Genomic DNA, 24,155 nt, shown 5'->3' on the forward strand with positions numbered 1-24,155 from the left:
ATCACAGACCTTCGAAGTCGAATTCGGCGCCGGCCTGCTGCTTGACGATGCGCTCGAGCATTTCGCCCAGTTGCTCTTCGCTCTTGTCGCACATCCAGCGCTCGCTTTCTTCGTCGTAGTCGAAGTGGAAACCACCGGACACCGCCGCCAGCCACAGCTGACGCAGCGGCTCCTGGCGGCTGAAGATCAGCTGCGAGCCGTTTTCGAACTTGACGGTCAGCACACCGGCCGAACTTTCCAGATCGATGTCCAGGTCGCTCTCGTCAAAGATGTCTTCCAGTTTTTCCTGGGTTTCATCGACCAGATCGTGGAAACGGGCTTCGGACAAACTCATTGCGGCAACCTCAAAAAATGTCTGATCAGGCTCAAGCGCCGAAAGATACGGACGCTGCCGGCCGATTGCAAAGATTAACGACCAAGCACCGGTCAGGGCATCGAACACCCAACCCTGTGGGAGCGAGCCTGCTCGCGAATGGCCGGCACATTCAACATTATTGTTGCCTGACACACCGCCATCGCGAGCAGGCTCGCTCACACAGGGTTACCAGTGCTCACGGGCAAGCCCCGCCGGACGGGAAGGCCATCACATAGGCAAGCCGCCGGGTGGCCGGTATACTCCGGCGCAATTAACGCATTTTCAAGGATTTCGCCATGAAGCGCCTGATCTCTTCCCTTGCTGCGCTCGTCGCGGTTGCCTGCCTCGTTTCGGCCTGTGGTCAAAAAGGCCCGCTGTACCTGCCGGATGACGATCAGGACCCGGCCGAGCAAGCCCAGTCTTCGCAGAAGCAACCGTCCAAAGCACATAAGCACGACGTTTACCAATAAGGGATCGCCATGGACGCTTTTAACTACCGTGGCGGGGAACTGTTCGCGGAAGGTGTGGCGCTGTCCGCCATCGCCGATCGTTTCGGTACGCCTACTTATGTGTACTCGCGCGCGCATATCGAAGCTCAGTATCTGGCTTACGCCGATGCTTTGGCCGGCATGCCGCACCTGGTCTGCTTTGCGGTCAAGGCCAACTCCAACCTCGGCGTACTGAATGTCCTGGCCCGTCTCGGTGCCGGTTTCGACATCGTTTCCCGTGGCGAGCTGGAACGCGTTCTGGCCGCTGGCGGCAGCGCTGACAAGATCGTCTTCTCCGGTGTCGGCAAGACCCGTGACGACATGCGTCGCGCCCTCGAAGTCGGCGTGCACTGCTTCAACGTCGAATCCACCGACGAGCTGGAGCGCCTGCAAGTGGTCGCCGCCGAGCTCGGCGTTCGCGCCCCGGTATCGCTGCGGGTGAACCCGGACGTCGATGCCGGCACCCACCCTTACATTTCTACCGGTCTCAAAGAGAACAAGTTCGGCATCGCCATCGCCGACGCCGAAGACGTGTACGTGCGCGCCGCGCATCTGCCGAACCTGGAAGTGGTCGGTGTCGACTGCCACATCGGCTCGCAACTGACCACCCTGCCACCGTTCCTTGATGCGCTCGATCGCTTGCTGGATCTGGTCGATCGTCTGGGCGACTGCGGCATTCACCTGCGCCACATCGATCTCGGTGGTGGTTTGGGCGTGCGCTATCGCGATGAAGAGCCGCCATTGGCTGCCGACTACATCAAGGCTGTGCGCGAGCGCTTGAACGGACGTGACCTAGCGCTGGTGTTCGAGCCGGGCCGTTTCATCGTCGCCAATGCCGGCGTGCTGCTGACGCAGGTCGAGTACCTCAAGCACACCGAACATAAGGACTTCGCCATCGTCGATGCGGCGATGAACGACCTGATCCGCCCGGCGCTGTATCAGGCGTGGATGGACGTCACCGCAGTCAAACCGCGTGACACCGCTGCGCGCAAATACGACATCGTCGGCCCGATCTGCGAAACCGGCGATTTCCTCGCCAAGGACCGTGAATTGGCCCTGGCCGAAGGCGATCTGCTGGCCGTGCATTCGGCCGGCGCCTACGGTTTTGTGATGAGTTCCAACTACAACACCCGTGGCCGTGCTGCCGAAGTGTTGGTAGACGGTGCTCAGGTTTTTGAAGTGCGCCGCCGCGAAACCGTGGCCGAGCTGTTTGCCGGCGAAAGCCTGCTGCCGGAGTAACCCATGCTGCTGCGTTTTACCAAAATGCACGGCTTGGGTAATGACTTCATGGTTCTCGACCTGGTCAGCCAGCACGCGCATATTCAGCCAAAGCACGCCAAGCAGTGGGGCGACCGCCACACCGGCATCGGTTTCGACCAGTTGCTGATCGTTGAGGCACCGAGCAATCCGGACGTGGATTTCCGTTACCGGATCTTCAATTCCGATGGCTCGGAAGTCGAGCAGTGCGGCAACGGTGCGCGCTGCTTTGCACGCTTCGTGCTCGACAAGCGTCTGACCGCCAAACGGCAGATTCGCGTCGAGACCAAGGGCGGCATCATCGAACTGGACGTGCGTAACGACGGCCAGATCGGCGTGAACATGGGCGCCCCGCGTCTGGTGCCAGCGGACATTCCGTTCGAAGCGCCGGCGCAGGCCAGCAGCTATCAACTGGAAGTCGACGGCACCACGGTCGAACTGGCCGCCGTGTCGATGGGCAACCCGCACGCCGTGTTGCGCGTGCAGGACATCAACAGTGCACCGGTGCATGAACTGGGACCGAAAATCGAACACCATCCGCGCTTCCCCGCGCGCGTGAATGTCGGTTTTCTCCAGGTCATCGACCGTAACCGTGCGCAGTTGCGCGTGTGGGAACGCGGTGCCGGGGAAACCCAGGCCTGCGGTACCGGCGCGTGTGCAGCGGCTGTCGCTGCGATCAGCCAGGGGTGGATGGATTCGCCGCTATTGATCGACCTGCCAGGCGGGCGCCTGTCCATTGAGTGGGCAGGCCCTGGCCAACCGGTGCTGATGACCGGTCCGGCAGTGCGTGTATACGAAGGACAAGTACGTCTTTGAGTGAGCAGAAACCATGACCGATAAGCCTCAGGTACCCGCCCGACAGTCCGACGAATCAGCGTCCGAGAGCCTGGAGGCGGCAGCGGTTGCCGCATACCTGGAGGCTCATCCGGACTTCTTCGTCGAGCACGAAGAACTGCTGCCCGCCCTGCGCATTCCTCACCAGCGTGGCGATACCGTTTCGCTGGTCGAGCGGCAGATGACCATTCTGCGCGACCGCAACATCGAGATGCGCCATCGCCTCTCGCAATTGATGGACGTCGCCCGCGACAACGATCGACTGTTCGACAAGACCCGCCGTCTCATACTGTCCCTGATGGACGCCGCCAGCCTCGAAGACGTGGTGATCAGCGTCGAAGACAGCCTGCGCCAGGATTTTCAGGTGCCCTTTGTCAGCCTGATTCTGCTCGGTGACAACCCGGCACCGGTCGGTCGCTGGGTCACTCACGCCGACGCACAAGTCGCCATCGGTGGCTTGCTCACCGAAGGCAAAAGCGTCAGCGGCAGCCTGCGTGAGCATGAACTGGACTTCCTCTTCGGCGAAGAACAGCGCAAACAGATCGGCTCCACCGCCGTGGTCGCGGTCAGTCATCAAGGCATCCACGGCATTCTGGCGATCGCCAGCCGTGATCCGCAGCACTACAAGAGTTCGGTCGGTACGCTGTTCCTCAGCTATATCGCCGAAGTCATGGGCCGTGTGCTGCCACGGGTCAACAGCTCCCTGCGCTCGGTACGCTGAGCATGGAACGGCAACTTGACGCTTACTGCGAACACCTGCGCAGTGAGCGACAGGTGTCGCCGCACACGCTCTCGGCCTATCGCCGCGACCTCGATAAAGTCCTTGGCTGGTGCGTGAAACAGAACATCGGCAGCTGGGCGGCGCTAGACATTCAGCGCCTGCGCAGCCTGATCGTCCGTCTGCATGCGCAGGGCCAATCCTCGCGCAGTCTCGCGCGGCTGCTATCGGCAGTACGCGGGCTCTATCACTATCTGAATCGCGAAGGTCTTTGCGACCACGACCCGGCGACGGGTCTGGCACCGCCAAAAGGCGAGCGCCGACTGCCGAAAACCCTCGATACTGATCGCGCACTGCAACTGCTTGAAGGGGCGGTCGAGGATGATTTTCTCGCGCGGCGCGATCAGGCGATTCTTGAGTTGTTCTATTCTTCCGGCCTGCGCCTTTCCGAACTGACCGGACTCAATCTCGATCAACTCGACCTCGCCGATGGCATGGTTCAAGTCCTCGGCAAGGGCAGTAAAACCCGGCTGCTGCCGGTGGGCAAAAAGGCCCGCGAAGCCCTCGAACAATGGCTGCCTCTGCGGGCCATGACCAACCCCGCAGACGACGCCGTATTCGTCAGCCAGCAAGGCCGACGCCTCGGTCCACGGGCGATTCAGGTGCGAGTGAAACTGGCCGGCGAACGCGAACTGGGGCAGAACCTGCACCCGCACATGCTGCGGCATTCCTTCGCCAGCCACTTGCTGGAATCCTCGCAGGACCTGCGCGCGGTGCAGGAACTGCTCGGCCATTCGGACATCAAGACTACGCAGATCTACACCCACCTGGACTTCCAGCACCTGGCGGCGGTCTACGACAGTGCTCACCCACGAGCCAAACGCATGAAAGGCGATGATTCATGAGCATCCAGTTGATCACCTTCGACCTCGACGACACCTTGTGGGACACCGCTCCGGTGATCGTCAGCGCCGAAGCGATATTGCGCGAATGGCTGAGCGAACATGCGCCGAATCTGGGTGCGGTGCCGGTGGAGCATTTGTGGGGGATTCGTGAGCGGGTGCTGGCCAATGAGCCGGGGCTGAAACATCGCATCAGCGCGCTGCGCCGGCGGGTGTTGTTCCATGCACTGGAAGAAGCCGGGTACGCCCATGACGAGGCGTCGACGCTGGCGGACAAGAGTTTTGAAGTGTTTCTGCATGCTCGGCATCAGATCGAAGTGTTCCCTGAAGTCGAACCAGTACTGGAGATTCTCGCCAATCATTACTCGCTTGGCGTAGTCACCAATGGCAATGCCGATGTGCGTCGGCTGGGTTTGGCGGACTACTTCAAGTTTGCGTTGTGCGCGGAAGACATCGGCATTGCCAAACCGGATGCCCGGTTGTTTCATGAGGCGTTGCAGCGTGGTGGTGCTACAGCCGAAACTGCCGTGCATATTGGTGATCATCCGGGCGATGATATTGCCGGCGCGCAGCAGGCCGGGTTGCGGGCGATCTGGTTCAACCCGGCGGGGAAAGTCTGGGAAGCGGATCGTCTGCCGGATGCCGAGATTCGCAGCCTGACTGACTTGCCAGCCGTACTCGCACGCTGGAATGCCACCTCGAAATAATCCACAAACCCTGTGGGAGCGAGCTTGCTCGCGAAAGCGTCAGGTCAGTCACTGCAATGCTGTACGACCTACCGCATTCGCGAGCAAGCTCGCTCCCACAAGGGAACTGCATTCACTTCAGCTCATTTATTCCAGGCATGAAAAAGCCCGCAGCGACGGCGGGCCTTTTCAGCAAGCCAGCGGCACGCCTCAGATAGGGCGGCTGCCGTACTTGTTGTCCGGCTTCTTCGGAGGATCGGCGACCACATTGGCCTCCACTTCCTGCACTTTTCCGCCGCGCGACAGGAACTCTTCCATGGCCTTGGCCAGGGCGTCGCGTTCCTTGTTCTTGGCTTCAATGCTCGGCAACTCATCTACCGACACCGCAGCCTTGGCTTTGCCTTTGGCAGCCGGGGCCGGCGTATCGTCACCGCCATCGTCGTCAGCAACGTCTTCCGCTGCTGCTTCCAGGCCTTCCTCGGCCTCGTCTTCGTCGCCTACTTCGAGGTCGTCGTTTTCCAGATCATCGTCGCTCATGTTCTACCTCATGACTTGCGAAAAGCAGATTAGTTATAGACCAGCTTTGGCAACTGTCGAAAGTCGCCGTTAAAAAATCAGTAACCATTGGTGACCAACGGTTTATGCCCCTTCACCGTGCAAGGTGGCGAGGACTTTACGGGCACCGCCATGATCACGGTGCTCGCCCAGATAAACACCTTGCCAGGTACCCAGTGCCAGACGACCTGCCGAAACCGGCAGACTGATCTGGCAACCAAGCACGCTGGCCTTGAAGTGCGCCGGGAGGTCGTCCAGGCCTTCGTCGTTATGCTCATAGCCGTCTGTTCCTTGTGGGATCAGACGATTGAAAAATCGTTCGAAGTCGCGACGGACCGCCGGATCGGCGTTCTCGTTGATGGTCAACGACGCCGAGGTGTGCTGCAGCCACAAATGCAACAGACCGACCCGGCACTCCCTGAGTTCAGGCAGGCCAGCGAGTAACTCGTCCGTTACCAGATGAAAGCCCCGGGGCCGTGCCCGCAGGGTTATCAGAGTCTGTTGCCACATACAGTTCTCCGCACGTTCGGGGCGCATTCTAGCGCGCTCTGGGAAAAAACAAAGGCCCTAATATTCCTGCAATGATGTAAGCCATTGGCCGTAGAAAAACGCTCGTCGTAAACACGACCAAAGCCGTACGAAAAATCCTTTCAGCTGCTCTCTTTGCGACAAATTCCAGACAAAAAAATGCCCGGCGAACCGGGCAAGTTTTTTGCTGCGCGTACTTACAGGTTGTAGCCGCGTTCGTTGTGCTGTGCCAGATCGAGGCCGACCGATTCTTCTTCCTCGGTCACACGCAGACCCATCACAGCGTCCAGCACCTTGAGGATGATGAAGGTGACGATCGCGGTGTAGATCACCGTGAAGCCCACGCCTTTGCACTGAATCCACACTTGTGCGGCGATGTCGGTCACGGTGCCGAAGCCACCCAGCGACGGTGCAGCGAAGACACCGGTGAGGATCGCGCCGAGGATACCGCCGATACCGTGTACGCCGAACGCGTCCAGGGAATCGTCATAACCGAGTTTGCGTTTCAGGGTGGTGGCGCAGAAGAAGCACACCACGCCTGCGGCCAGACCGATCACCAGTGCGCCCATAGGGCCTACGGTGCCGGCAGCCGGCGTAATTGCCACCAGGCCAGCAACCACACCCGAAGCGATGCCCAGTGCACTTGGCTTACCGTGAGTAATCCATTCGGCAAACATCCAGCCCAGCGCGGCAGCAGCGGTAGCGATCTGAGTGACCAGCATCGCCATGCCGGCGGTGCCGTTGGCCGCTGCAGCGGAACCGGCGTTGAAGCCGAACCAGCCGACCCACAGCATCGCCGCGCCCATCAGGGTGTAACCGAGGTTGTGCGGCGCCATCGGCGTGGTCGGGAAGCCTTTGCGCTTGCCCAGCACCAGGCAGGCAATCAGACCGGCGACACCGGCGTTGATGTGCACCACGGTGCCGCCCGCGAAGTCGAGCACGCCCCAGTCCCACATCAGGCCGCCGTTGCCGGACCAGACCATGTGCGCGATCGGCGCATAAACCAGGGTGAACCAGACGCCCATGAAGATCAGCATCGCGGAGAACTTCATCCGCTCGGCGAACGCACCGACGATCAGCGCCGGGGTGATGATCGCGAAGGTCATCTGGAAGGTGATGAACACCGCCTCAGGGAACAGCGCCGCTGGGCCGGTCAGGCTCGACGGCGTGACACCGGCGAGGAACGCCTTGCCCATGCCGCCGAAGAACGAGTTGAAGTTGACGACGCCCTGCTCCATGCCGGTGGTGTCGAACGCAATACTGTAGCCATAAATGACCCACAGGATGCTGATCAGACCGGTAATGGCGAAGCACTGCATCATCACGGAAAGAATGTTTTTCGAGCGAACCATGCCGCCGTAGAACAGCGCCAGGCCGGGGATGGTCATGAACAGCACGAGGGCTGTCGAGGTGAGCATCCAGGCAGTGTCGCCGGAATTGAGGACCGGGGCCGCCACTTCGTCTGCCGCCATTGCAAGGCTTGGCATTACGATGGACAACAGGGCTCCTAGCCCTGCGAATTTACGCAGAGTCATATTGTTTTCTCCTGGGGCGTTGGGGTTTGTGGCGGCGCTTAGATCGCGTCGGTATCGGTTTCGCCGGTACGGATGCGAATCGCCTGTTCCAGATTGACCACGAAGATCTTGCCGTCACCGATCTTGCCGGTGTTGGCCGCTTTGGTTATCGCCTCGATAACCCGATCCAGATCCTTGTCGTCGATGGCCACGTCGATTTTCACCTTGGGCAGAAAATCGACCACATATTCCGCGCCGCGATACAGCTCGGTGTGACCCTTCTGCCGGCCGAAGCCCTTGACTTCAGTAACGGTAATGCCCTGCACGCCGATTTCGGACAGCGACTCGCGCACGTCGTCCAACTTGAACGGCTTGATGATGGCAGTGACTAGCTTCATGAAAACTCTCTCCCGAATTGGTGGACTTGCCCCAGGAAAACAAACCCGACTCAAGTCTAAGCGCAGTGCCTGGCTTTGTAACGCATCGTCGGCCGTACCTGCCCGACTGACGCCAGCTAACCGCTGCCGACGAAACTCCCCGCTCCGTCTGCCGCACTGCATTCGTCACAGCGACTGCATCAGTGCATGGGTCGAAGGTGACTAAGCAGAAACCTTGCCATCTCGCCAAAATCCCCTGATTTCAATCCCTTGGCCGCTGCCGCAAGCCATCCCGTGCAGAAGGCACAGCGGATACGCACAACAACGGTGCGTCGCCGTCCGTCCGCCTGCGCGAAAAGCGTGCATCCCTGACCACGAGATTGACTATAGACACTGCGTGATACACTGCCGGCCATTGTTTCCAGGACATCCACCATGCTCGCGCCCAAAGACTTCCTCGACGCCCTGAGCGGCACCGCTTCCCGCCTGTTCAACGGCGACACCCCGCTGCCAAAAGCCGAAATCGAAAGCCAGTTCAAGATGCTGCTGCAGAGTGCGTTCAGCAAACTCGACCTGGTGAGCCGTGAAGAATTTGATAGTCAGATGGTCGTTCTGGCCCGCACTCGCGCCCGCCTCGAAAGCCTCGAAGCCAAGGTTGCCGAGATGGAAGCCAAGCTGACACCGCCCGCTGAATAATCCGCGCCCCCTGTAGGAGCTGCCGAAGACTGCGATCTTTTGATCTACAGCCCTTCAACCATCCCGGCAACGTCCTACAACCTGCACCACCGCCGTCCGATTGCGCCGAAAAGCCCAGGTTTCTAAGCTCACCCGATGCTGAATGTTCAGCACCGGGTTTGGCGACCTGGAAAGCTTAAGGCGCACGACTACCATGATGGCGGCTACATTTACCGCCTCATCGAGTTATGGCGGTTGTGCGTGGGAGACCTTCGGGTCTGCCGGGTTCCTTTTGCTCCGGTTCGCCAACCCGCGTACAACTGCCACCCAATCGTTTGGCGACGATTGAGGGCAGCCCCTTAAGCAAGAGGAACTGCTCAATGAATCAAGAAGAGACTTATCTGACTCCGCACATCTTCACCCGCCACAACCTCCCCTTCCACGCTCTCCTCATCCAAAACCAACCCTGGTTCTGCGCCCGAGACCTGAGTCGCCTGCTGCACATCTACCTAAACGAACGCATGCTGCGGAAACTCGACCCCGACCAATACCAAACCCGCAAAACCCTGATCAACAACCAAATCGAAAACACCCTGCTGATCAGCGAATCCGGCGTCTACGCCCTCCTCGTCTACCACTACTGCCCCGAATACCGAGCCTTGCGCGAATGGCTCACCCACCAAGTCATCCCCACCCTACGCGACGCCCAACACCCCACCACAAGCGAACGTCCACACCTCAGCTTGCTCAGTTGGCCGGACATGACGTTGAGTTTGTTGCATTGGAATAACCAGCCGTGGATACGGTTGCAGGATGTGCCGCAGATGATGGTGGAACGGGAACAGACCAAGCGCCCAATGACAGGGCCATGGTGGAAAAGAGCTTCGCGGATGCTGCATTCGCTATAAACCCGCATGCCGGAGCTGGGCCCTGCGCAAATCGTAAGTCGACTGAAGACTCATCCAGAACTCAGGCGTCGTGTTGAGATGAATGGCAAGTCTGATTGCCAAGTCGGCGCAGATCCTGAGCTGGCATTTCACAAGCTTTTCGATCTCACTTTCGGGCCATTTCGTGGGCATGGCCAGATCCATGACAGTCATGCCCAACGGCTCCATGAATTCCTTATTCAGAACCTCGCCCGGATGAATCGGGCGCATACCATTGCGGTCCATTTTTCGCCTCCAGAGGCTGCATTGAGTGGCCAAACTGGAGCATCCGACTCCGCGATACAAGACCGTCGAAACCCTTTCGCCGACGTCCTACAACTATTAGGGCATAGCCCTACAAACATCAGAGTCTGCGCCCAGTTACGCAGCCCTTACGCATGTCATTACATTGGCAAACGAAATACGCCCATCAAAGTGGAGGTATCTGTGAAGGATAAGAAGAGGAAGGAAAAGCTATTTCAGATTGTTGATTTGCACCTCGAAGCACTCCGTTTGGCTGGGGATATGTCAGCCAACCAACGGCGATTTATTGAAGTTGCTGTTACATGTGGGCCAGCGCTTGAGCCAAGCGGCGCGCTGGCCGGTAGAAGGTCCTGAGTGAAAAATAAAAAAGGCGTCCATAGGACGCCTTTTTTTGTTCGGAGGAATAGTCGCAGCGATTCTTTAGCTCCTGGCTTTACGGCCTTGGGTTCAGAATCCGACAGGCTAACCCGTCGTCATTACTTCAGAGAAACCAGCTTTCTCTGCTGCCAAAAATGCGGGGGAGCTTTTACTGGTGCCCAGTCCCGACGAATGCGCAGTTGCAGTCCCCGAACGTGAGGATCCTTCAGTACCGCTCAGGAGTCAAAGCTCATTTACGATCGAGAGCAGCGCAAAACCCTCATCCATGCCGGTATAAAGTATTGCCTCTCCGCCCTCTCACAATCTGAACTGGCCATCTCCAACGTCCTTCACTAACGCAAGCACTGTCCTACAAGGACCGTCCCCTACGTCTGATTACGTAAGCATCAATGCCTTCGATATCGTCTGCAGATTGATCCCACAGAACAAGACGATGCGAAGAAAAGGCAAAGGTACCGAACTTCGAAATCAGACACTCAAATCTGAATCCCGAAAACTCGCACATCAAACAATGTCCATGGACCCAGAAGCCTTGGCGGCTGGAGTTGATGCTCTATCACTCAGGATCGATCCGATTACTCCAGTAGCAATCAACGCATTCCACCAGTGGACCGGCCCCGTTGGGTATCCATGGGACGCTGTGTTGGACTGGAAGACCAAAGATGCAAAAGGGCTGGACTTGGCGTTCTGGTACGAAGAAGAACTGTGCGGACTGTGCTACGCAACGCCGCGAAGAAGCACGATCTGCATGAAAATCGTCCTTTTGCAGGGGCACACCTGCAAGACAAATACCTTGCGGGGCTGGATCGCTCCGATGGCATTGCTGACAACAGAGTTCTACGCCCGGAAGCTGGGGTGCACGCAAATCGAAGTACAAGAGCCAGACTCAGGCGCCATCCCTTACTATCAAACGCTGGGATTTTATTTTGATACAACCGGCCGCCTTGTCTTTCCATTGGACGACCAATAAGATCGAATCAAGCATCCCGGCACGTGAGGTGTTTATGAAGCAGAAGAAGCAGAAAACCCAACCGGCACGGGTTTCCAAACCAGGTACCGAGACACTCGGTTTGCCGGACAGAGTTTCAGCCAGTCAGCGGCATTTTCTGAAAGTGGCCGCGACCTATGGCAAGGAAATGGAGCCCGATGGCTGGCTCGCCGGTGGTGGAACCTGAGTACCGCAAAAATGACCGCCAAACAGGCGGTTTTTTTATGCCTGAGGATTAGTGCCTTCAGCAACATCCAGTGAAAGTTCGCCCTTAAAACTGTCCGACCAACGCCCTCTCCCCAGACTACCCTTCAAAAACCCGCAGGAAGCGGCCCCCGATTCAGCTCAAGGAACGACCATGTCCCTCTCCATCGTCCACAGTCGCGCCCAGATAGGCGTGGAAGCCCCCGCTGTCACCGTCGAAGTCCATCTGGCCAACGGTCTGCCGTCGCTGACCATGGTCGGCCTGCCCGAGGCGGCGGTGAAGGAGAGCAAGGATCGGGTGCGCAGCGCGATCATCAATTCCGGGCTGCAGTTTCCGGCGCGGCGGATCACGTTGAATCTGGCGCCGGCGGATTTGCCCAAGGATGGCGGGCGGTTTGATCTGGCGATTGCCTTGGGGATTCTGTCGGCGAGTGTGCAGGTGCCGTGTCTGACGCTGGATGATGTGGAATGTCTGGGTGAGTTGGCGTTGTCCGGCGCCGTACGAGCGGTGCGTGGGGTGTTGCCGGCAGCGTTGGCGGCGCGCAAGGCGGGTCGTGCACTGGTGGTGCCGCGGGCGAATGCTGAGGAGGCGTGTCTGGCCTCGGGGTTGAAGGTGATTGCGGTGGATCATTTGCTGGAGGCGGTGGCGCATTTCAATGGGCATACGCCGGTTGAGCCCTATGTATCCGACGGATTGATGCACGCCAGCAAACCTTATCCCGATTTGAATGAAGTGCAGGGGCAAGTGGCGGCCAAACGAGCGTTGCTAATTGCTGCTGCGGGTGCCCATAACTTGCTGTTCAGCGGGCCGCCGGGAACGGGTAAGACATTGTTGGCTAGTCGCCTGCCGGGGCTGTTGCCGCCGCTGGCCGAGAGTGAAGCGCTGGAGGTGGCGGCGATTCAGTCAGTCGCCAGTGGTGCACCGCTAACCCATTGGCCGCAGCGTCCCTTTCGTCAACCGCACCACTCGGCATCCGGGCCGGCACTGGTGGGTGGCAGCTCAAAACCGCAACCCGGCGAGATCACCCTCGCCCACCACGGCGTGCTGTTTCTCGATGAGCTGCCGGAGTTTGATCGCAAGGTATTGGAGGTGCTGCGCGAGCCGCTGGAGTCCGGGCATATCGTGATTGCCCGGGCCAAGGATCGCGTGCGTTTCCCGGCGCGATTTCAGTTGGTGGCGGCGATGAACCCGTGTCCCTGTGGATATCTCGGTGAGCCGAGCGGCAAGTGTTCCTGCACGCCGGACATGGTGCAGCGCTATCGCAACAAACTGTCGGGGCCGTTGCTGGACCGGATCGACTTGCACCTGACCGTGGCGCGGGAAGCGACGGCGTTGAACCCGCAGGTGAAGCCGGGAGAAGATAGCGCCAGCGCCGCAGCACTGGTAGCCGAGGCTCGCGAACGACAGCAGAAGCGTCAGGGCTGTGCCAATGCGTTTCTCGATCTGCCGGGATTGAAGCGGCACTGCAAGTTATCCACAGCCGATGAAACCTGGCTGGAGTCCGCCTGTGAGCGACTGACGTTGTCGCTGCGCTCGGCCCATCGCCTGCTCAAGGTCGCCCGGACACTGGCAGACCTCGAGCAAGTCGATGCAATCAAACGCGAACACTTGGCCGAGGCACTGCAATACCGGCCTGCGACACCTTAATGCTCGGTCAGATCAACCAGCGGCGTCTGCCGCACTTCTGTTTCGCGCCCAGACTGAATCTCGGTCACACGCTTCAAGGCGTTATCCACAGCACCTTTGTCCGCGAGCAGGCTGTAGCTGATCTGGAACTGTTTTTGTTCTTTGGGCGCGATGGTCGGCACCAGATTCAGCGGACGCTGATAGCGACGGTTGTAGGAAAAACTGGTGCCCGGCTCCAGCCCGGTGACATAGCCCTGGCCTTGAGTGTCGGTATTTTTCCACAGGGAGAACACCGGCAACTGCTGGGTATTGAAGCCAACGGAAACACCGAGGCTGCCCGCCTTGTTATGCAGAACAGTCAGGGTTTCGCCTTTGGCGTCGGCATAGGGCACGACGTTGTAGACGGTTTCGTCGTAGTCCTTGGTCGGCGCACGATAAGTCTGCCAGTCAGCCAGATCGCCCTTGGCCTTGTCGTTGAACGGCGAGACCTGTTTTACCGGTGCGGCAAAACGTGCGCCCTGCTCGAGGAACGGCGTACTGAAGTTGCTGTGATACAGCGCCTGGTATTCCTTCGGATAATCGCCGTTGTTGGTCAGCGTATCGTTGAGTGCGAAACGCACACTGCCGGGTTCGGTGACCAGTTCAGTGACGACCGAGAAGTCGACTTTCTTGAAGGCCTGTTCTTTCAACTCGCCACGCAGACTGATGGCGTAGGGCGGCTTTTCATCGATGTGCAGCGTGACGGTGCTGGCCGGAATGTTGGCGGCGCGGCCATGCAAGGTCAGCAGTTCGCCATTGTCGATGCCGGGATGGCCGACCCATTCGTAACCGCAGCGGGCGACCAGTTCATTGAAGCCCTCCAGCCAACCCAGCCCACCACGCCCGTTGAGCTCGATAAAGGCCGGGTTGACCACGTCCTTGACCGGCGAATCCCAACCCATCCGCACGTCGCCGACAGAAGCCTGCAAGACGTTCATGCCTCGGGTGGGCACCACCGAGAGTTTCATTGTGCCGTTATCGATATCAACGATGCTGACACCTTCCTGCCGCCCACCGTGCAAGGTACGCAGGCTCACGGAGAAGGGTTTGGCGGTTTTCACGCCGAGCTGCTCACTGGTGATGGTCCAGTTTTGCGCGGGCTTGTTGGTATCGAGAAGGACGTAATCCCAGGCCATGGCGTGGGAAGCAGCGGAGAATGCGCCGAGGGCGACGGCGAGTTTGAGCGGGGTCATGGCAGCAGCCTTTATTGGAGTTGTGCCATTTTTATAGCGCTGCGGAAACGTTTCAGCAAGTGTAACGGAGCTTGCGATCGTGTGATTTATCAAGAATTGGCAGGGATGCCTTCGCGAGCAAGCTCGCTCCCACAAGGTTTTCGGGTGTTCACACAATTTGTGAGCTACCCCGGAAAATGTGGGAGCGAGCTTGCTCGCGAAAGCTATATCAAGGCTGTATCAACGGAAGCGATCAACCTCGGAACGCAAATCCGCCGCCAGTTTCTCCAGCTCTTTAGCCGTCACCGCCAGGTTCGACACAACCTCACGCTGCTCACTGTTGGCCAGCGCAATGCTCTGCAAATTGCTGCTCAACAACGTCGCGGTGCTGCTCTGCTCCTGAGTGGCCGTGGTAATCGCGGCAAACTGCTGTCCCGCCGAACGGCTCTGTTCATCGATTCGCGCCAGCGCCGACGCCACGTTGGCGTTGCGCGACAAACCTTCCTGCATCAGCACATTGCCCTGCTCCATGGTGCTGATCGCGTTACCGGTTTCCTGCTGGATGCTGTGGATCATGCTGGAAATTTCATCAGTCGCCTGACGAGTACGCGAGGCCAGGCTGCGCACTTCATCGGCTACCACGGCGAAGCCGCGACCTTGTTCACCGGCACGTGCCGCTTCAATCGCGGCGTTGAGCGCCAGCAAGTTAGTCTGTTCGGCAATCGAAGTAATCACACCGACAATGCCGCCAATTTCCTGCGAACGCTGACCGAGGGTGTTGATCACGGTAGCGGTGCTGTTCAGGGCGCCAGCGATTTGCTCCAGCGAGGACGACGCTTCTTCCATCGAGCTGCGGCCAATCTGCGTTTGCTGGGCATTTTCCTGCGCCAGACGCTGGGTCGCGCCCATGTTGTCGGCGATGTTCAACGACGTCGCACTGAACTCTTCCACCGCGCCGGCCATGCTGGTGATTTCGCCAGATTGTTGCTCCATGCCTTCATACGCACCACCGGACAAACCGGACAGGGCCTGGGCACGGCTATTGACCTCTTCCGAAGAGCGGCGGATGTGCTCGACCATGGTCGACAGCGCCTGGCTCATCTGGTTGAACGCGCGCGACAACTGACCGATTTCATCGTTGCTCGATACGTTCAGGCGAACGCTCAGATCACCGGCGCCCAAGGCCTCGGCCTGACGCACCAGATCCCCCAGAGGCGCCAGTTTGCTGCGCAGCAGCCAGACCACAGATCCGACCGCCAGCAGCATCGCCAACAGACTGCCAATGGCCAGTTGCGTACCCACGCTCCAGGTCACCGCGCGGATCTCGGCTTTCGGCATGCTCGCCACGACCGACCATGGTCCGCCATCGAACGGCACGGCAATGCTGTAGAAATCTTCCGAGGTGTCGCTCCAGAACTCACCCTTGCCCGGCTTTGCAGCCAAACCTTTGATCACCGGAACGGCTTGATCCAGCGCCTGCACCCCCGCCGGCGCGACCAGCCATTTGTTTTGCTCGTCGAGCAACGCCAGCGAACCGCTCTGGCCAATGCGGAAGCGCTTGAGGTTATCGAACTGGATGTTCTGCGCGTCGGTGTAATCGAAGCCGACGAACAGCACCGCAATCACCTTGCCGCTGCCATCGCGCACCGGGGTGTATTGGGTCATGTAGGAGCGATCGAACAGCAAGGCGCGACCGACGTAACCCTGCCCCGCCATCAACTTCGCGTAGGCCGGGTGCGCGTGATCGAGCAAGGTGCCGATGGCACGGGTGCCATCCTGTTTGGTCAGCGAAGTGCTGACGCGGATGAAGTCTTCGCCGCTGCGCACGAACAGTGTGGCGACGCCGGCGGTCATCTGCTTGAACTCGTCAACTTCCTTGAAGTTGTTGTTCAGCACTTCGCTGCCCAGGTGCAGGCCCGGGGTCTGGGTGCCGGCAACATTCACCGGCTCACTCGGGTGAATGCTCAGACCTACGCTGAAGCGCTTCTCGAACAGCCCGCTCAGGCGCTGGGTGCTTTCACGCAGCGTGCCGTGGAAGGTGCTCAGTTGGTCGGCCAGCAGCCGCGCCTCACTGGCCAGATGCTCTTCACGAGTGGCGAGGTTGGCGGAGTCCAGCGAACGCAAGGCGAACACCGTACTGCCACTGATAACTATCGCCAGTATTACAGCGAGCGCGAGGCCCAGCTGCGAGGCGATCCGAGCGCGAGGTTGAGACATGGACAGCTCCTGGCCGAGCCACGGGATCCTCCTTGATCTCGACTCGGAAATTTTTCTGGTTGTGGGGGTGAATCGTGGATACCGGCACGACGGTTCCACAAGCACGTATTCGGCGGTGGATCCAAATACTTGAGCGGAAAACAAGGTTATGGCACAAGGCCGGCATTGTGGCGGCTCTAACGTTTCAGCTCAAGCGCGCGACTGCCGGCAACTCCATGGCGCGGACTTCGCTTTGCAGAAAATCGCTGAGACGGCGCAAACGTTCACCTCCCGGGCGGGTCTTTGGCCACACAAGGTAGTAATTCAAGCCGCTGGCGACCGCGGTTGGCCACGGCAGGCTCAGCCTTCCCTGCGCCACATCTTCGGCGACCATTAACAGGTCGCCCATCGATACACCGTACCCGCGCGCCGCCGCGATCATGCCCAATTCGAGGGTATCGAACACTTGCCCACCCTTGAGTGACACCTGATCGGACAGCCCCATGTGTTCCAGCCAACTGCGCCAATCGCGACGGTCCGGTGTCGGGTGAAGTAATTCGGTGCAAGCCAGTCGAGCCAGATCCCACGGCTGATCATTCAGCAGGTTTGGCGCCCCCACCGGAATCAGCTCTTCAGGAAACAGCAGGCTGGCCTCCCAGTCCGGCGGAAAATGCCCGTCACTCAACAGCACCGCGCAGTCGAACGGCTCATCGTTGAAGTCCACCGAATCGACGTCCATCCACGCACTGGTCAGTTGCACTTCGTTGCCAAGCTGCAAATGACGGAAGCGACTCAGGCGCGCGAGCAACCAGCGCATGGTCAGGGTCGAGGGCGCTTTCATGCGCAAAATGTCGTCCTCGGCACGCAAGGTATTGCAGGCCCGCTCCAGCGCACTGAAGCCTTCGCGGATCCCGGGCAGCAGCAACCGCGCCGCTTCGGTCAGTTGCAGATTGCGCCCGCTGCGATGAAACAGCCGACAGGCGAAGTGATCTTCGAGGGTCCGAATATGCCGACTTACCGCACTCTGGGTAATCGACAGTTCCTCGGCAGCCCGGGTGAACGAACTATGTCGCGCCGCCGCTTCAAATGCGCGCAAGGCATACAAGGGAGGAAGACGACGAGACATGCAGAAAGCTCCGATAGCGGGATAAAGCCAATCTTAAACCGTTTACTCAGGATGAGTTTTAATCATGCCACCCATCCTTTTTATCCCTTTGTGCAAAGCCCGCCAAGCGCCGAGAATCGACGGTCTCCTGTTCCCTCTGAAATTGAGTGGTGATGACCATGCAGCATCCTGTGCGTACCGAACTCTGGGCCATTCTGCGGCTGGCAGGGCCGTTGATTGCTTCACAGTTGGCGCACATGTTGATGGTGCTGACTGACACGTTGATGATGGCGCGCCTGAGTCCTGAAGCGCTTGCGGGCGGCGGTCTCGGTGCGGCGACTTATTCGTTCGTGTCGATTTTCTGCATCGGCGTGATTGCAGCGGTCGGCACATTGGTGGCGATTCGCAAGGGCGCCGGCGACATCATTGGCGCTGCGCGTCTGACCCAGGCCGGATTGTGGCTGGCGTGGCTGATGGCGCTGGGCGCCGGGTTGCTGCTGTGGAACCTGAAACCGGTGTTGCTGCTGTTCGGCCAGACCGAAACCAACGTCAACGCGGCCGGGCAATTCCTGATTGCCCTGCCCTTCGCCCTGCCCGGCTACCTGAGCTTCATGGCCCTGCGCGGTTTCACCAGTGCAATCGGCCGGGCGACACCGGTGATGGTCATCAGCCTGGCCGGCACGGTGGCGAATTTCCTGCTCAATTACGCGCTGATCACCGGCATGTTCGGTCTGCCGAAAATGGGCCTGACGGGCATCGGCCTGGTCACAGCGATTGTCGCCAATTGCATGGCGTTGGCGCTGGCCTGGCATATTCGCCGGCATCCGGCCTATGACGCGTATCCATTGCGCGAAGGCTTGTCGCGGCCCAACCGGCAATATCTCAAAGAACTGTGGCGCCTCGGCCTGCCAATCGGCGGCACCTACGCGGTGGAAGTCGGTTTGTTCGCCTTCGCGGCGTTGTGCATGGGCACCATGGGCAGCACGCAATTGGGCGCGCACCAGATTGCCCTGCAAATTGTCTCGGTGGCGTTCATGGTGCCGGCGGGGATGTCGTACGCGATCACCATGCGCGTCGGCCAGCATTACGGCGCCGGGCAACTGAGTGATGCGCGGATGTCCGGACGGGTCGGGATCGTCTTCGGCGCCGTGGTGATGCTGGGTTTCGCCATGGTGTTCTGGCTGTTGCCGAACCAGTTGGTCGGGTTGTTCCTCGATCACAATGATCCGGCGTTTGCCGAGGTGATTCGCCTGGCGGTGAGCCTGCTGGCAGTGGCGGCGTGGTTCGAGCTGTTCGACGGCACGCAGACGATTGCCATGGGCTGCATTCGTGGCCTCAAGGATGCAAAGACCACGTTTCTGGTCGGGCTCGCTTGCTATTGGCTGATTGGCGCACCGGCGGCATGGTGGATGGCGTTCCATTTGAACTGGGGGCCGACGGGTGTCTGGTGGGGATTGGCGCTGGGCCTGGCGTGTGCGGCGGTGAGTTTGACGCTGGCGTTTGAATGGAAGATGAAGCGGATGATTCGGCTGGAGCCGCAATCTCGGGGCTTCAACATCCCTCAACCTGAATGAAGTTCCCCTGTGGGAGCGAGCTTGCTCGCGAAAGCGGTGTACCTGACACATGTGTATTGAATGTGTCGCAGCCTTCGCGAGCAAGCTCGCTCCCACAGGGTTATGCGTTCAGCTCACGATTTCGAGGGCTGACTGTTGGCTTGAGCCGAAGGTTAGATATTCAACCAACTCCGCCAACGGCAACGGCCGGCTGATCAGATAACCCTGCACCTGATCGCAACCAAACCCGCGCAACAGTTCTAGCTGTTCAGGGGTTTCCACCCCCTCCGCCACCACTTCCAGATGCAGGTTGTGCGCGAGATTGATCATCGCGTGCACCAGTTTGCGGTTCTCTTCGCGCTGCTCCATGCCGCCGACAAAGCTTTTGTCGATCTTCAGCAAGGTGATCGGCAGGCTGTTGAGGTGCACGAACGACGAGAACCCGGTGCCAAAGTCATCCAGCGAGAAGCGCACACCGAGACGGCCGAGAGCGTCCATGGTCTGCTTGACCAGATCGCTACGGCGCATCACGGCGGTTTCAGTCAGTTCGAATTCCAGCCACTGGGCCTCAACGCCACGCTCGGCAATCAACCGGCTCAGCGTCGGCAACAACTGACTGTCCTGAAACTGACGAAATGACAGATTGATCGCCATGTGCAGCGCCGGCAGTCCGCGCTCGCGCAACGCCTGCATGTCACGCAAGGCCCGGGAAATCACCCAGTAACCCAGCGGCACAATCAAACCGCTCTGCTCGGCCAAAGGGACAAATTCACTCGGCGGCAGCAAACCGCGCTCGCCATGACGCCAGCGCACCAACGCTTCGAGGCCGACAATCTGGCCATCCTCAAGATTCAGGCGTGGCTGGTAATGCAATTCCAGCTCATCGCGACGCAACGCTCGGCGCAACTCGCTTTCGAGGTCGGCCATGCTCCGCGCATTGCGGTTGATGCGTTCGTTGAAGATATGGAAGGTGCAGCCCTGGGTGCTCTTGGCCTGCTGCATGGCGATGTGGGCGTGCCACATCAGCGGATCAGCGCCGCCCTGCGCACGGGCGTGGGCGATGCCGAGACTGGAGCCGATCAGCAGGCTTTCGCCATCGACCCAATACGGTTCGGCGAGCGCTTCGGTGATGCGTTCGGCCATCCACTCGGCGCGCTGCGGTGCACGGCGGGTGTCGATCAGCAGGGCAAACTCATCGCTGCCCAGCCGCGCCAGTTGATCACCGGCTTCGAGCTGACTTTTCAGCCGTGCGACCACTTGCAGGATCAAGCGATCGCCCGCCTGATGGCCAAGCGCATCGTTGGCGTGGCGGAAGTTGTCGAGATCGAGATGCCCGAGGGCCAGGCCGCGACCGTCGTTTTCCGCGAGGCGCGCAGCAAGCAAGGTCTGGAAACCCTGACGGTTGGCGATGCCGGTCAGCGGATCCTGCTCGGCGAGGCGTTGCAGGGTGTTTTCGAGAACGCCGCGTTCGCGCACATGGCGCAGGCAGCGGCGCAGCATGCCGGCGTCGAGGGCGTCGAACACCAGCCAGTCACTGACGCCAACCGGCGCGGTGTCCGGTTCATGTTCCAGCAGCAAGACCGTCGGCAGGCTGCACCGGCCCGGTGCCGGTTGCAATGCCGGAAGGGTCAACAACACCGCATGGCGGTTGTCTTCGAACAAACTGCTGACCGAATCCCAGCTCGGCGCGCTGATCAGCACCGCCGCGCTCCCCATTGGAGCCAGACACTCACGCAATAACGCTGTCCACGCTGGCTCTTCGGCCAGTAGCAGCAAACGCAAGGGTTCGACAGGCGTAGACAAGCTAGCTCCCTAGACTCTGCAATGATGTGGGCGGGGCATTATGCCGTTGCGCAGTTCAATGACCAAATGACAACGGTTATCAAAACGTTATTTTGTGTCACGAATGAGAACATTAGCCGCAAAATCACCGCGCATCCTCCGCGAAAGTAACAAAACCGGCAAATTTGAATCGCGTGGTACGTCACAAGTCGGAGAGAGCGGCACAAATCGCTGAGCCTGTTAAAATGCCGGCCCATTTCGTCAACGACTCCCGAATTTTCGTATGTCCCGACTCAATCCCCGGCAGCAAGAAGCCGTGAACTACGTCGGCGGCCCTCTATTGGTGCTCGCCGGTGCTGGCTCCGGCAAAACCAGCGTGATCACGCGCAAAATCGCGCACCTGATCCAGAACTGCGGCATCCGTGCCCAGTACATCGTCGCCATGACCTTTACCAACAAGGCCGCGCGCGAGATGAAAGAGCGGGTCGGCACTCTGCTGCGGGCCGGCGAAGGTCGCGGCCTGACCGTCTGCACGTTCCACAACCTCGGTCTGAACATCATCCGCAAGGAGCACGTGCGGCTGGGCTACAAACCCGGTTTCTCGATCTTTGACGAGACCGATGTAAAAGCGCTGATGACCGACATCATGCAGAAGGAATACGCGGGCGACGACGGCGTCGACGAGATCAAGAACATGATCGGCGCCTGGAAAAACGACCTGATCCTGCCGCCTCAGGCGCTGGAGAACGCGCGCAATCCCAAGGAACAGACCGCCGCCATCGTCTACACCCACTACCAGCGCACGCTGAAAGCGTTCAACGCGGTGGACTTCGACGACCTGATCCTGCTGCCGGTAAAACTCTTCGAAGAACATGCCGACATCCTCGAAAAGTGGCAGAACAAAGTCCGTTACCTGTTGGTCGACGAATACCAGGACACCAACGCCAGCCAATACCTGCTGGTAAAAATGCTCATCGGCAAGCGCAACCAGTTCACCGTGGTCGGCGACGACGACCAGTCGATCTACGCCTGGCGCGGTGCGCGGCCGGAAAACCTGATGCTGCTCAAGGACGACTATCCGTCCCTGAAAGTGGTGATGCTCGAGCAGAACTACCGCTCCACCAGCCGCATCCTGCGCTGCGCCAACGTGCTGATCTCGAACAACCCGCACGAATTCGAAAAGCAGCTGTGGAGCGAGATGGGCCACGGCGACGAGATCCGCGTGATCCGCTGCCGCAATGAGGACGCCGAAGCCGAGCGCGTGGCCATGGAAATTCTCAGCCTGCACTTGCGCACCGACCGTCCGTACAGCGATTTCGCCATCCTTTATCGCGGCAACTACCAGGCCAAGCTGATCGAACTGAAGCTGCAGCACCACCAGGTGCCGTATCGCCTGAGCGGCGGCAACAGCTTCTTCGGCCGCCAGGAAGTGAAGGACCTGATGGCCTACTTCCGCCTGATCGTCAACCCGGATGACGACAACGCCTTCCTGCGGGTGATCAACGTACCGCGCCGCGAAATCGGCTCGACCACCCTGGAAAAACTCGGCAACTACGCCACCGAACGCAAGATCTCGATGTACGCCGCCACCGACGAAATCGGTCTGGGCGAGCATCTGGACAGCCGCTTCACCGATCGCCTGTCGCGCTTCAAACGCTTCATGGACAAGGTCCGTGAGCAATGCGCCGGTGAGGATCCGATCTCGGCGCTGCGCAGCATGGTCATGGACATCGACTATGAGAACTGGCTGCGCACCAACAGCTCCAGCGACAAGGCGGCCGATTACCGGATGAGCAACGTCTGGTTCCTGATCGAGGCGTTGAAAAACACCCTTGAAAAGGACGAAGAAGGCGAAATGACCGTCGAGGACGCCATCGGCAAACTGGTCCTGCGCGACATGCTCGAACGTCAGCAGGAAGAGGAAGACGGCGCCGAAGGCGTGCAGATGATGACTTTGCACGCGTCCAAGGGTCTGGAATTCCCTTACGTGTTCATCATGGGCATGGAAGAGGAAATCCTCCCGCACCGCTCCAGCATCGAAGCCGACACCATCGAAGAGGAACGCCGCCTGGCCTACGTGGGCATCACCCGCGCGCGTCAGACCCTGGCCTTCACCTTCGCCGCCAAGCGCAAGCAGTACGGCGAGATCATCGACTGCGCGCCCAGCCGCTTCCTCGATGAGCTACCGCCGGACGATCTGGCGTGGGAAGGCAACGACGACACACCGACCGAAGTCAAAGCCGTGCGCGGCAACAACGCATTGGCCGATATACGCGCGATGTTAAAGCGCTAGAATTGACCACTTTTTTTACTAGACCTTCGGCGCACAAAGCGCCAAAAGAGGACAGCTTCATGGAAGCATTGCACCAGAAAATCCGCGAACAAGGCATTGTGCTTTCCGACCAGGTCCTGAAGGTCGACGCCTTCCTGAACCACCAGATCGACCCGGCCCTGATGAAGCTGATCGGCGACGAATTCGCCTCGCTGTTCAAGGATTCGGGCATCACCAAGATCGTCACCATCGAAGCCTCGGGCATCGCCCCGGCGATCATGACCGGTCTGAACCTCGGCGTGCCGGTGATCTTCGCCCGCAAGCAACAGTCCCTGACCCTGACGGAAAACCTGCTGTCGGCGACCGTTTACTCGTTCACCAAGAAGACCGAAAGCACCGTGGCCATCTCCCCGCGCCACCTGACCAGCAGCGACCGCGTGCTGATCATCGACGACTTCCTGGCCAACGGTAAGGCGTCGCAAGCGCTGATCTCGATCATCAAGCAAGCCGGCGCGACCGTTGCCGGTCTGGGCATCGTCATCGAGAAGTCGTTCCAGGGCGGCCGCGCCGAGCTGGACTCGCAAGGCTACCGCGTCGAATCGCTGGCTCGGGTGAAATCGCTGAAGGATGGCGTTGTTACCTTCATCGAATAACCGCTGAAAGCCGCAAGCTCACCGCAATACCTGTGGGAGCGAGCTTGCTCGCGAAGGCGTCAGATCAGTCCCCTCTTCAGTGACTGACTAACCGCTTTCGCGAGCAA

24 protein-coding genes are annotated in these 24,155 nt (G+C 59.6%); 14 read left to right on the plus strand and 10 right to left on the minus strand.

The annotated features are described in order from the left end of the window. Position 1 precedes the first annotated feature (1 nt). Positions 2-334, minus strand: coding sequence for an iron donor protein CyaY (cyaY, locus tag CLU80_RS12385; protein WP_077575013.1), 333 nt, complete (start codon positions 332-334; stop codon positions 2-4). Positions 335-651: 317 nt separating this feature from the next. Between cyaY and lptM the strand changes: the two genes are divergently transcribed. Genes lptM through CLU80_RS12415 form a run of 6 tightly spaced genes read left to right on the plus strand, consistent with a single transcriptional unit; the run spans position 652 to position 5,261 of the window. Next, positions 652-825: an LPS translocon maturation chaperone LptM gene (gene lptM, locus CLU80_RS12390; RefSeq protein ID WP_007911098.1), complete on the plus strand. Its 174-nt coding sequence runs from the start codon at positions 652-654 to the stop codon at positions 823-825. A gap of 9 nt (positions 826-834) precedes the next feature. Then, positions 835-2,082 carry a diaminopimelate decarboxylase gene (lysA, locus tag CLU80_RS12395; RefSeq protein WP_095049352.1) on the plus strand — a complete coding sequence of 416 codons (1,248 nt, stop codon included), beginning with the start codon at positions 835-837 and terminating at the stop codon, positions 2,080-2,082. A gap of 3 nt (positions 2,083-2,085) precedes the next feature. Beyond that, complete coding sequence (dapF, locus tag CLU80_RS12400; protein ID WP_095119833.1) at positions 2,086-2,916, plus strand: diaminopimelate epimerase; 831 nt, start codon at positions 2,086-2,088, stop codon at positions 2,914-2,916. A gap of 13 nt (positions 2,917-2,929) precedes the next feature. Beyond that, entirely contained in the window at positions 2,930-3,655 is a 726-nt protein-coding gene (locus tag CLU80_RS12405) for a DUF484 family protein (protein WP_064116398.1), read from the plus strand. A gap of 2 nt (positions 3,656-3,657) precedes the next feature. Continuing rightward, positions 3,658-4,557 carry a tyrosine recombinase XerC gene (xerC, locus tag CLU80_RS12410; RefSeq protein WP_099757493.1) on the plus strand — a complete coding sequence of 300 codons (900 nt, stop codon included), beginning with the start codon at positions 3,658-3,660 and terminating at the stop codon, positions 4,555-4,557. Then, positions 4,554-5,261: an HAD family hydrolase gene (locus CLU80_RS12415; protein WP_099757494.1), complete on the plus strand. Its 708-nt coding sequence runs from the start codon at positions 4,554-4,556 to the stop codon at positions 5,259-5,261. Before xerC ends, CLU80_RS12415 begins: the two co-directional genes overlap by 4 nt. 189 nt (positions 5,262-5,450) lie before the next feature. Here CLU80_RS12415 and sutA read toward each other — a convergent pair whose 3' ends face one another. From sutA to glnK, 4 genes are all read right to left on the minus strand, one after another. Then, positions 5,451-5,777, minus strand: a complete 327-nt coding sequence (sutA, locus tag CLU80_RS12420) for a dormancy-specific transcriptional regulator SutA (protein ID WP_007920420.1) — start codon at positions 5,775-5,777, stop codon at positions 5,451-5,453. A gap of 102 nt (positions 5,778-5,879) precedes the next feature. Further along, complete coding sequence (locus CLU80_RS12425; protein WP_007920418.1) at positions 5,880-6,305, minus strand: secondary thiamine-phosphate synthase enzyme YjbQ; 426 nt, start codon at positions 6,303-6,305, stop codon at positions 5,880-5,882. Positions 6,306-6,520: 215 nt separating this feature from the next. Beyond that, positions 6,521-7,858 (minus strand): ammonium transporter, encoded by a 1,338-nt coding sequence (locus tag CLU80_RS12430; RefSeq protein WP_083367564.1) that lies wholly within the window; start codon positions 7,856-7,858, stop codon positions 6,521-6,523. Positions 7,859-7,896: 38 nt separating this feature from the next. Further along, the gene (gene glnK / locus CLU80_RS12435) at positions 7,897-8,235 is read right to left on the minus strand and encodes a P-II family nitrogen regulator (RefSeq protein WP_002555808.1); all 339 of its coding nucleotides are present in this window, start codon (positions 8,233-8,235) and stop codon (positions 7,897-7,899) included. Positions 8,236-8,649: 414 nt separating this feature from the next. Here glnK and CLU80_RS12440 point away from each other — a divergent pair, with 414 nt between their 5' ends. Both CLU80_RS12440 and CLU80_RS12450 read left to right on the plus strand, forming a co-directional pair. Beyond that, positions 8,650-8,910, plus strand: a complete 261-nt coding sequence (locus CLU80_RS12440) for an accessory factor UbiK family protein (RefSeq protein WP_008086041.1) — start codon at positions 8,650-8,652, stop codon at positions 8,908-8,910. A 359-nt stretch (positions 8,911-9,269) separates the two neighbouring features. After that, positions 9,270-9,797: a BRO-N domain-containing protein gene (locus CLU80_RS12450; RefSeq protein ID WP_099757496.1), complete on the plus strand. Its 528-nt coding sequence runs from the start codon at positions 9,270-9,272 to the stop codon at positions 9,795-9,797. Here CLU80_RS12450 and CLU80_RS12455 read toward each other — a convergent pair. Further along, positions 9,792-10,061 carry a HigA family addiction module antitoxin gene (locus tag CLU80_RS12455; RefSeq protein ID WP_099757497.1) on the minus strand — a complete coding sequence of 90 codons (270 nt, stop codon included), beginning with the start codon at positions 10,059-10,061 and terminating at the stop codon, positions 9,792-9,794. The two genes, CLU80_RS12450 and CLU80_RS12455, sit on opposite strands and share 6 nt — an antisense overlap. Before the next feature lie 913 nt (positions 10,062-10,974). On the opposite strand from CLU80_RS12455, the gene CLU80_RS12460 reads away from it, so the two are divergent. From CLU80_RS12460 to CLU80_RS12465, 3 genes are all read left to right on the plus strand, one after another. Beyond that, the gene (locus CLU80_RS12460; RefSeq protein ID WP_224794712.1) at positions 10,975-11,427 is read left to right on the plus strand and encodes an N-acetyltransferase; all 453 of its coding nucleotides are present in this window, start codon (positions 10,975-10,977) and stop codon (positions 11,425-11,427) included. A gap of 34 nt (positions 11,428-11,461) precedes the next feature. After that, positions 11,462-11,632 (plus strand): hypothetical protein, encoded by a 171-nt coding sequence (locus CLU80_RS30235; RefSeq protein ID WP_167351291.1) that lies wholly within the window; start codon positions 11,462-11,464, stop codon positions 11,630-11,632. Between the two features lie 171 nt (positions 11,633-11,803). After that, positions 11,804-13,297, plus strand: a complete 1,494-nt coding sequence (locus CLU80_RS12465; RefSeq protein WP_099757498.1) for a YifB family Mg chelatase-like AAA ATPase — start codon at positions 11,804-11,806, stop codon at positions 13,295-13,297. Here the strand turns inward: CLU80_RS12465 and CLU80_RS12470 are convergent. From CLU80_RS12470 to CLU80_RS12480, 3 genes are all read right to left on the minus strand, one after another. Beyond that, positions 13,294-14,508 (minus strand): aldose 1-epimerase family protein, encoded by a 1,215-nt coding sequence (locus tag CLU80_RS12470; protein ID WP_099757499.1) that lies wholly within the window; start codon positions 14,506-14,508, stop codon positions 13,294-13,296. The genes CLU80_RS12465 and CLU80_RS12470 overlap by 4 nt on opposite strands. Positions 14,509-14,727: 219 nt before the next feature. Further along, positions 14,728-16,704, minus strand: coding sequence for a methyl-accepting chemotaxis protein (locus CLU80_RS12475; RefSeq protein WP_099757500.1), 1,977 nt, complete (start codon positions 16,702-16,704; stop codon positions 14,728-14,730). 184 nt (positions 16,705-16,888) lie between these two features. Then, complete coding sequence (locus CLU80_RS12480) at positions 16,889-17,809, minus strand: LysR substrate-binding domain-containing protein (protein WP_099757501.1); 921 nt, start codon at positions 17,807-17,809, stop codon at positions 16,889-16,891. Between the two features lie 158 nt (positions 17,810-17,967). On the opposite strand from CLU80_RS12480, the gene CLU80_RS12485 reads away from it, so the two are divergent. After that, positions 17,968-19,362 carry a NorM family multidrug efflux MATE transporter gene (locus tag CLU80_RS12485; protein WP_093429680.1) on the plus strand — a complete coding sequence of 465 codons (1,395 nt, stop codon included), beginning with the start codon at positions 17,968-17,970 and terminating at the stop codon, positions 19,360-19,362. 108 nt (positions 19,363-19,470) lie between these two features. On the opposite strand, the gene CLU80_RS12490 is transcribed toward CLU80_RS12485, so the two are convergent. After that, positions 19,471-21,144, minus strand: a complete 1,674-nt coding sequence (locus CLU80_RS12490; protein ID WP_093429679.1) for a putative bifunctional diguanylate cyclase/phosphodiesterase — start codon at positions 21,142-21,144, stop codon at positions 19,471-19,473. Positions 21,145-21,406: 262 nt separating this feature from the next. Between CLU80_RS12490 and rep the strand changes: the two genes are divergently transcribed. Continuing rightward, a complete protein-coding gene (gene rep / locus CLU80_RS12495) occupies positions 21,407-23,416 on the plus strand; it encodes a DNA helicase Rep (RefSeq protein ID WP_038359196.1) in 2,010 nt (669 codons plus the stop codon). Positions 23,417-23,475: 59 nt separating this feature from the next. Beyond that, positions 23,476-24,048, plus strand: coding sequence for a xanthine phosphoribosyltransferase (locus tag CLU80_RS12500; RefSeq protein WP_007920398.1), 573 nt, complete (start codon positions 23,476-23,478; stop codon positions 24,046-24,048). Positions 24,049-24,155 lie beyond the last annotated feature (107 nt).

Origin of the sequence: Pseudomonas sp. 29, assembly GCF_002754355.1 — a bacterium.
GTDB classification, from domain to species: domain Bacteria; phylum Pseudomonadota; class Gammaproteobacteria; order Pseudomonadales; family Pseudomonadaceae; genus Aquipseudomonas; species Aquipseudomonas neuropathica.

Bases quoted from the DNA above. Each gene is read 5' to 3' on its own strand.
- cyaY (WP_077575013.1), bottom strand. From the start codon at position 334: ATGAGTTTGTCCGAAGCCCGTTTCCACGATCTGGTCGATGAAACCCAG.
- lptM (WP_007911098.1), top strand. From the start codon at position 652: ATGAAGCGCCTGATCTCTTCCCTTGCTGCGCTCGTCGCGGTTGCCTGC.
- lysA (WP_095049352.1), top strand. From the start codon at position 835: ATGGACGCTTTTAACTACCGTGGCGGGGAACTGTTCGCGGAAGGTGTG.
- dapF (WP_095119833.1), top strand. From the start codon at position 2,086: ATGCTGCTGCGTTTTACCAAAATGCACGGCTTGGGTAATGACTTCATG.
- CLU80_RS12405 (WP_064116398.1), top strand. From the start codon at position 2,930: ATGACCGATAAGCCTCAGGTACCCGCCCGACAGTCCGACGAATCAGCG.
- xerC (WP_099757493.1), top strand. From the start codon at position 3,658: ATGGAACGGCAACTTGACGCTTACTGCGAACACCTGCGCAGTGAGCGA.
- CLU80_RS12415 (WP_099757494.1), top strand. From the start codon at position 4,554: ATGAGCATCCAGTTGATCACCTTCGACCTCGACGACACCTTGTGGGAC.
- sutA (WP_007920420.1), bottom strand. From the start codon at position 5,777: ATGAGCGACGATGATCTGGAAAACGACGACCTCGAAGTAGGCGACGAA.
- CLU80_RS12425 (WP_007920418.1), bottom strand. From the start codon at position 6,305: ATGTGGCAACAGACTCTGATAACCCTGCGGGCACGGCCCCGGGGCTTT.
- CLU80_RS12430 (WP_083367564.1), bottom strand. From the start codon at position 7,858: ATGACTCTGCGTAAATTCGCAGGGCTAGGAGCCCTGTTGTCCATCGTA.
- glnK (WP_002555808.1), bottom strand. From the start codon at position 8,235: ATGAAGCTAGTCACTGCCATCATCAAGCCGTTCAAGTTGGACGACGTG.
- CLU80_RS12440 (WP_008086041.1), top strand. From the start codon at position 8,650: ATGCTCGCGCCCAAAGACTTCCTCGACGCCCTGAGCGGCACCGCTTCC.
- CLU80_RS12450 (WP_099757496.1), top strand. From the start codon at position 9,270: ATGAATCAAGAAGAGACTTATCTGACTCCGCACATCTTCACCCGCCAC.
- CLU80_RS12455 (WP_099757497.1), bottom strand. From the start codon at position 10,061: ATGGACCGCAATGGTATGCGCCCGATTCATCCGGGCGAGGTTCTGAAT.
- CLU80_RS12460 (WP_224794712.1), top strand. From the start codon at position 10,975: ATGGACCCAGAAGCCTTGGCGGCTGGAGTTGATGCTCTATCACTCAGG.
- CLU80_RS30235 (WP_167351291.1), top strand. From the start codon at position 11,462: ATGAAGCAGAAGAAGCAGAAAACCCAACCGGCACGGGTTTCCAAACCA.
- CLU80_RS12465 (WP_099757498.1), top strand. From the start codon at position 11,804: ATGTCCCTCTCCATCGTCCACAGTCGCGCCCAGATAGGCGTGGAAGCC.
- CLU80_RS12470 (WP_099757499.1), bottom strand. From the start codon at position 14,508: ATGACCCCGCTCAAACTCGCCGTCGCCCTCGGCGCATTCTCCGCTGCT.
- CLU80_RS12475 (WP_099757500.1), bottom strand. From the start codon at position 16,704: ATGTCTCAACCTCGCGCTCGGATCGCCTCGCAGCTGGGCCTCGCGCTC.
- CLU80_RS12480 (WP_099757501.1), bottom strand. From the start codon at position 17,809: ATGTCTCGTCGTCTTCCTCCCTTGTATGCCTTGCGCGCATTTGAAGCG.
- CLU80_RS12485 (WP_093429680.1), top strand. From the start codon at position 17,968: ATGCAGCATCCTGTGCGTACCGAACTCTGGGCCATTCTGCGGCTGGCA.
- rep (WP_038359196.1), top strand. From the start codon at position 21,407: ATGTCCCGACTCAATCCCCGGCAGCAAGAAGCCGTGAACTACGTCGGC.
- CLU80_RS12500 (WP_007920398.1), top strand. From the start codon at position 23,476: ATGGAAGCATTGCACCAGAAAATCCGCGAACAAGGCATTGTGCTTTCC.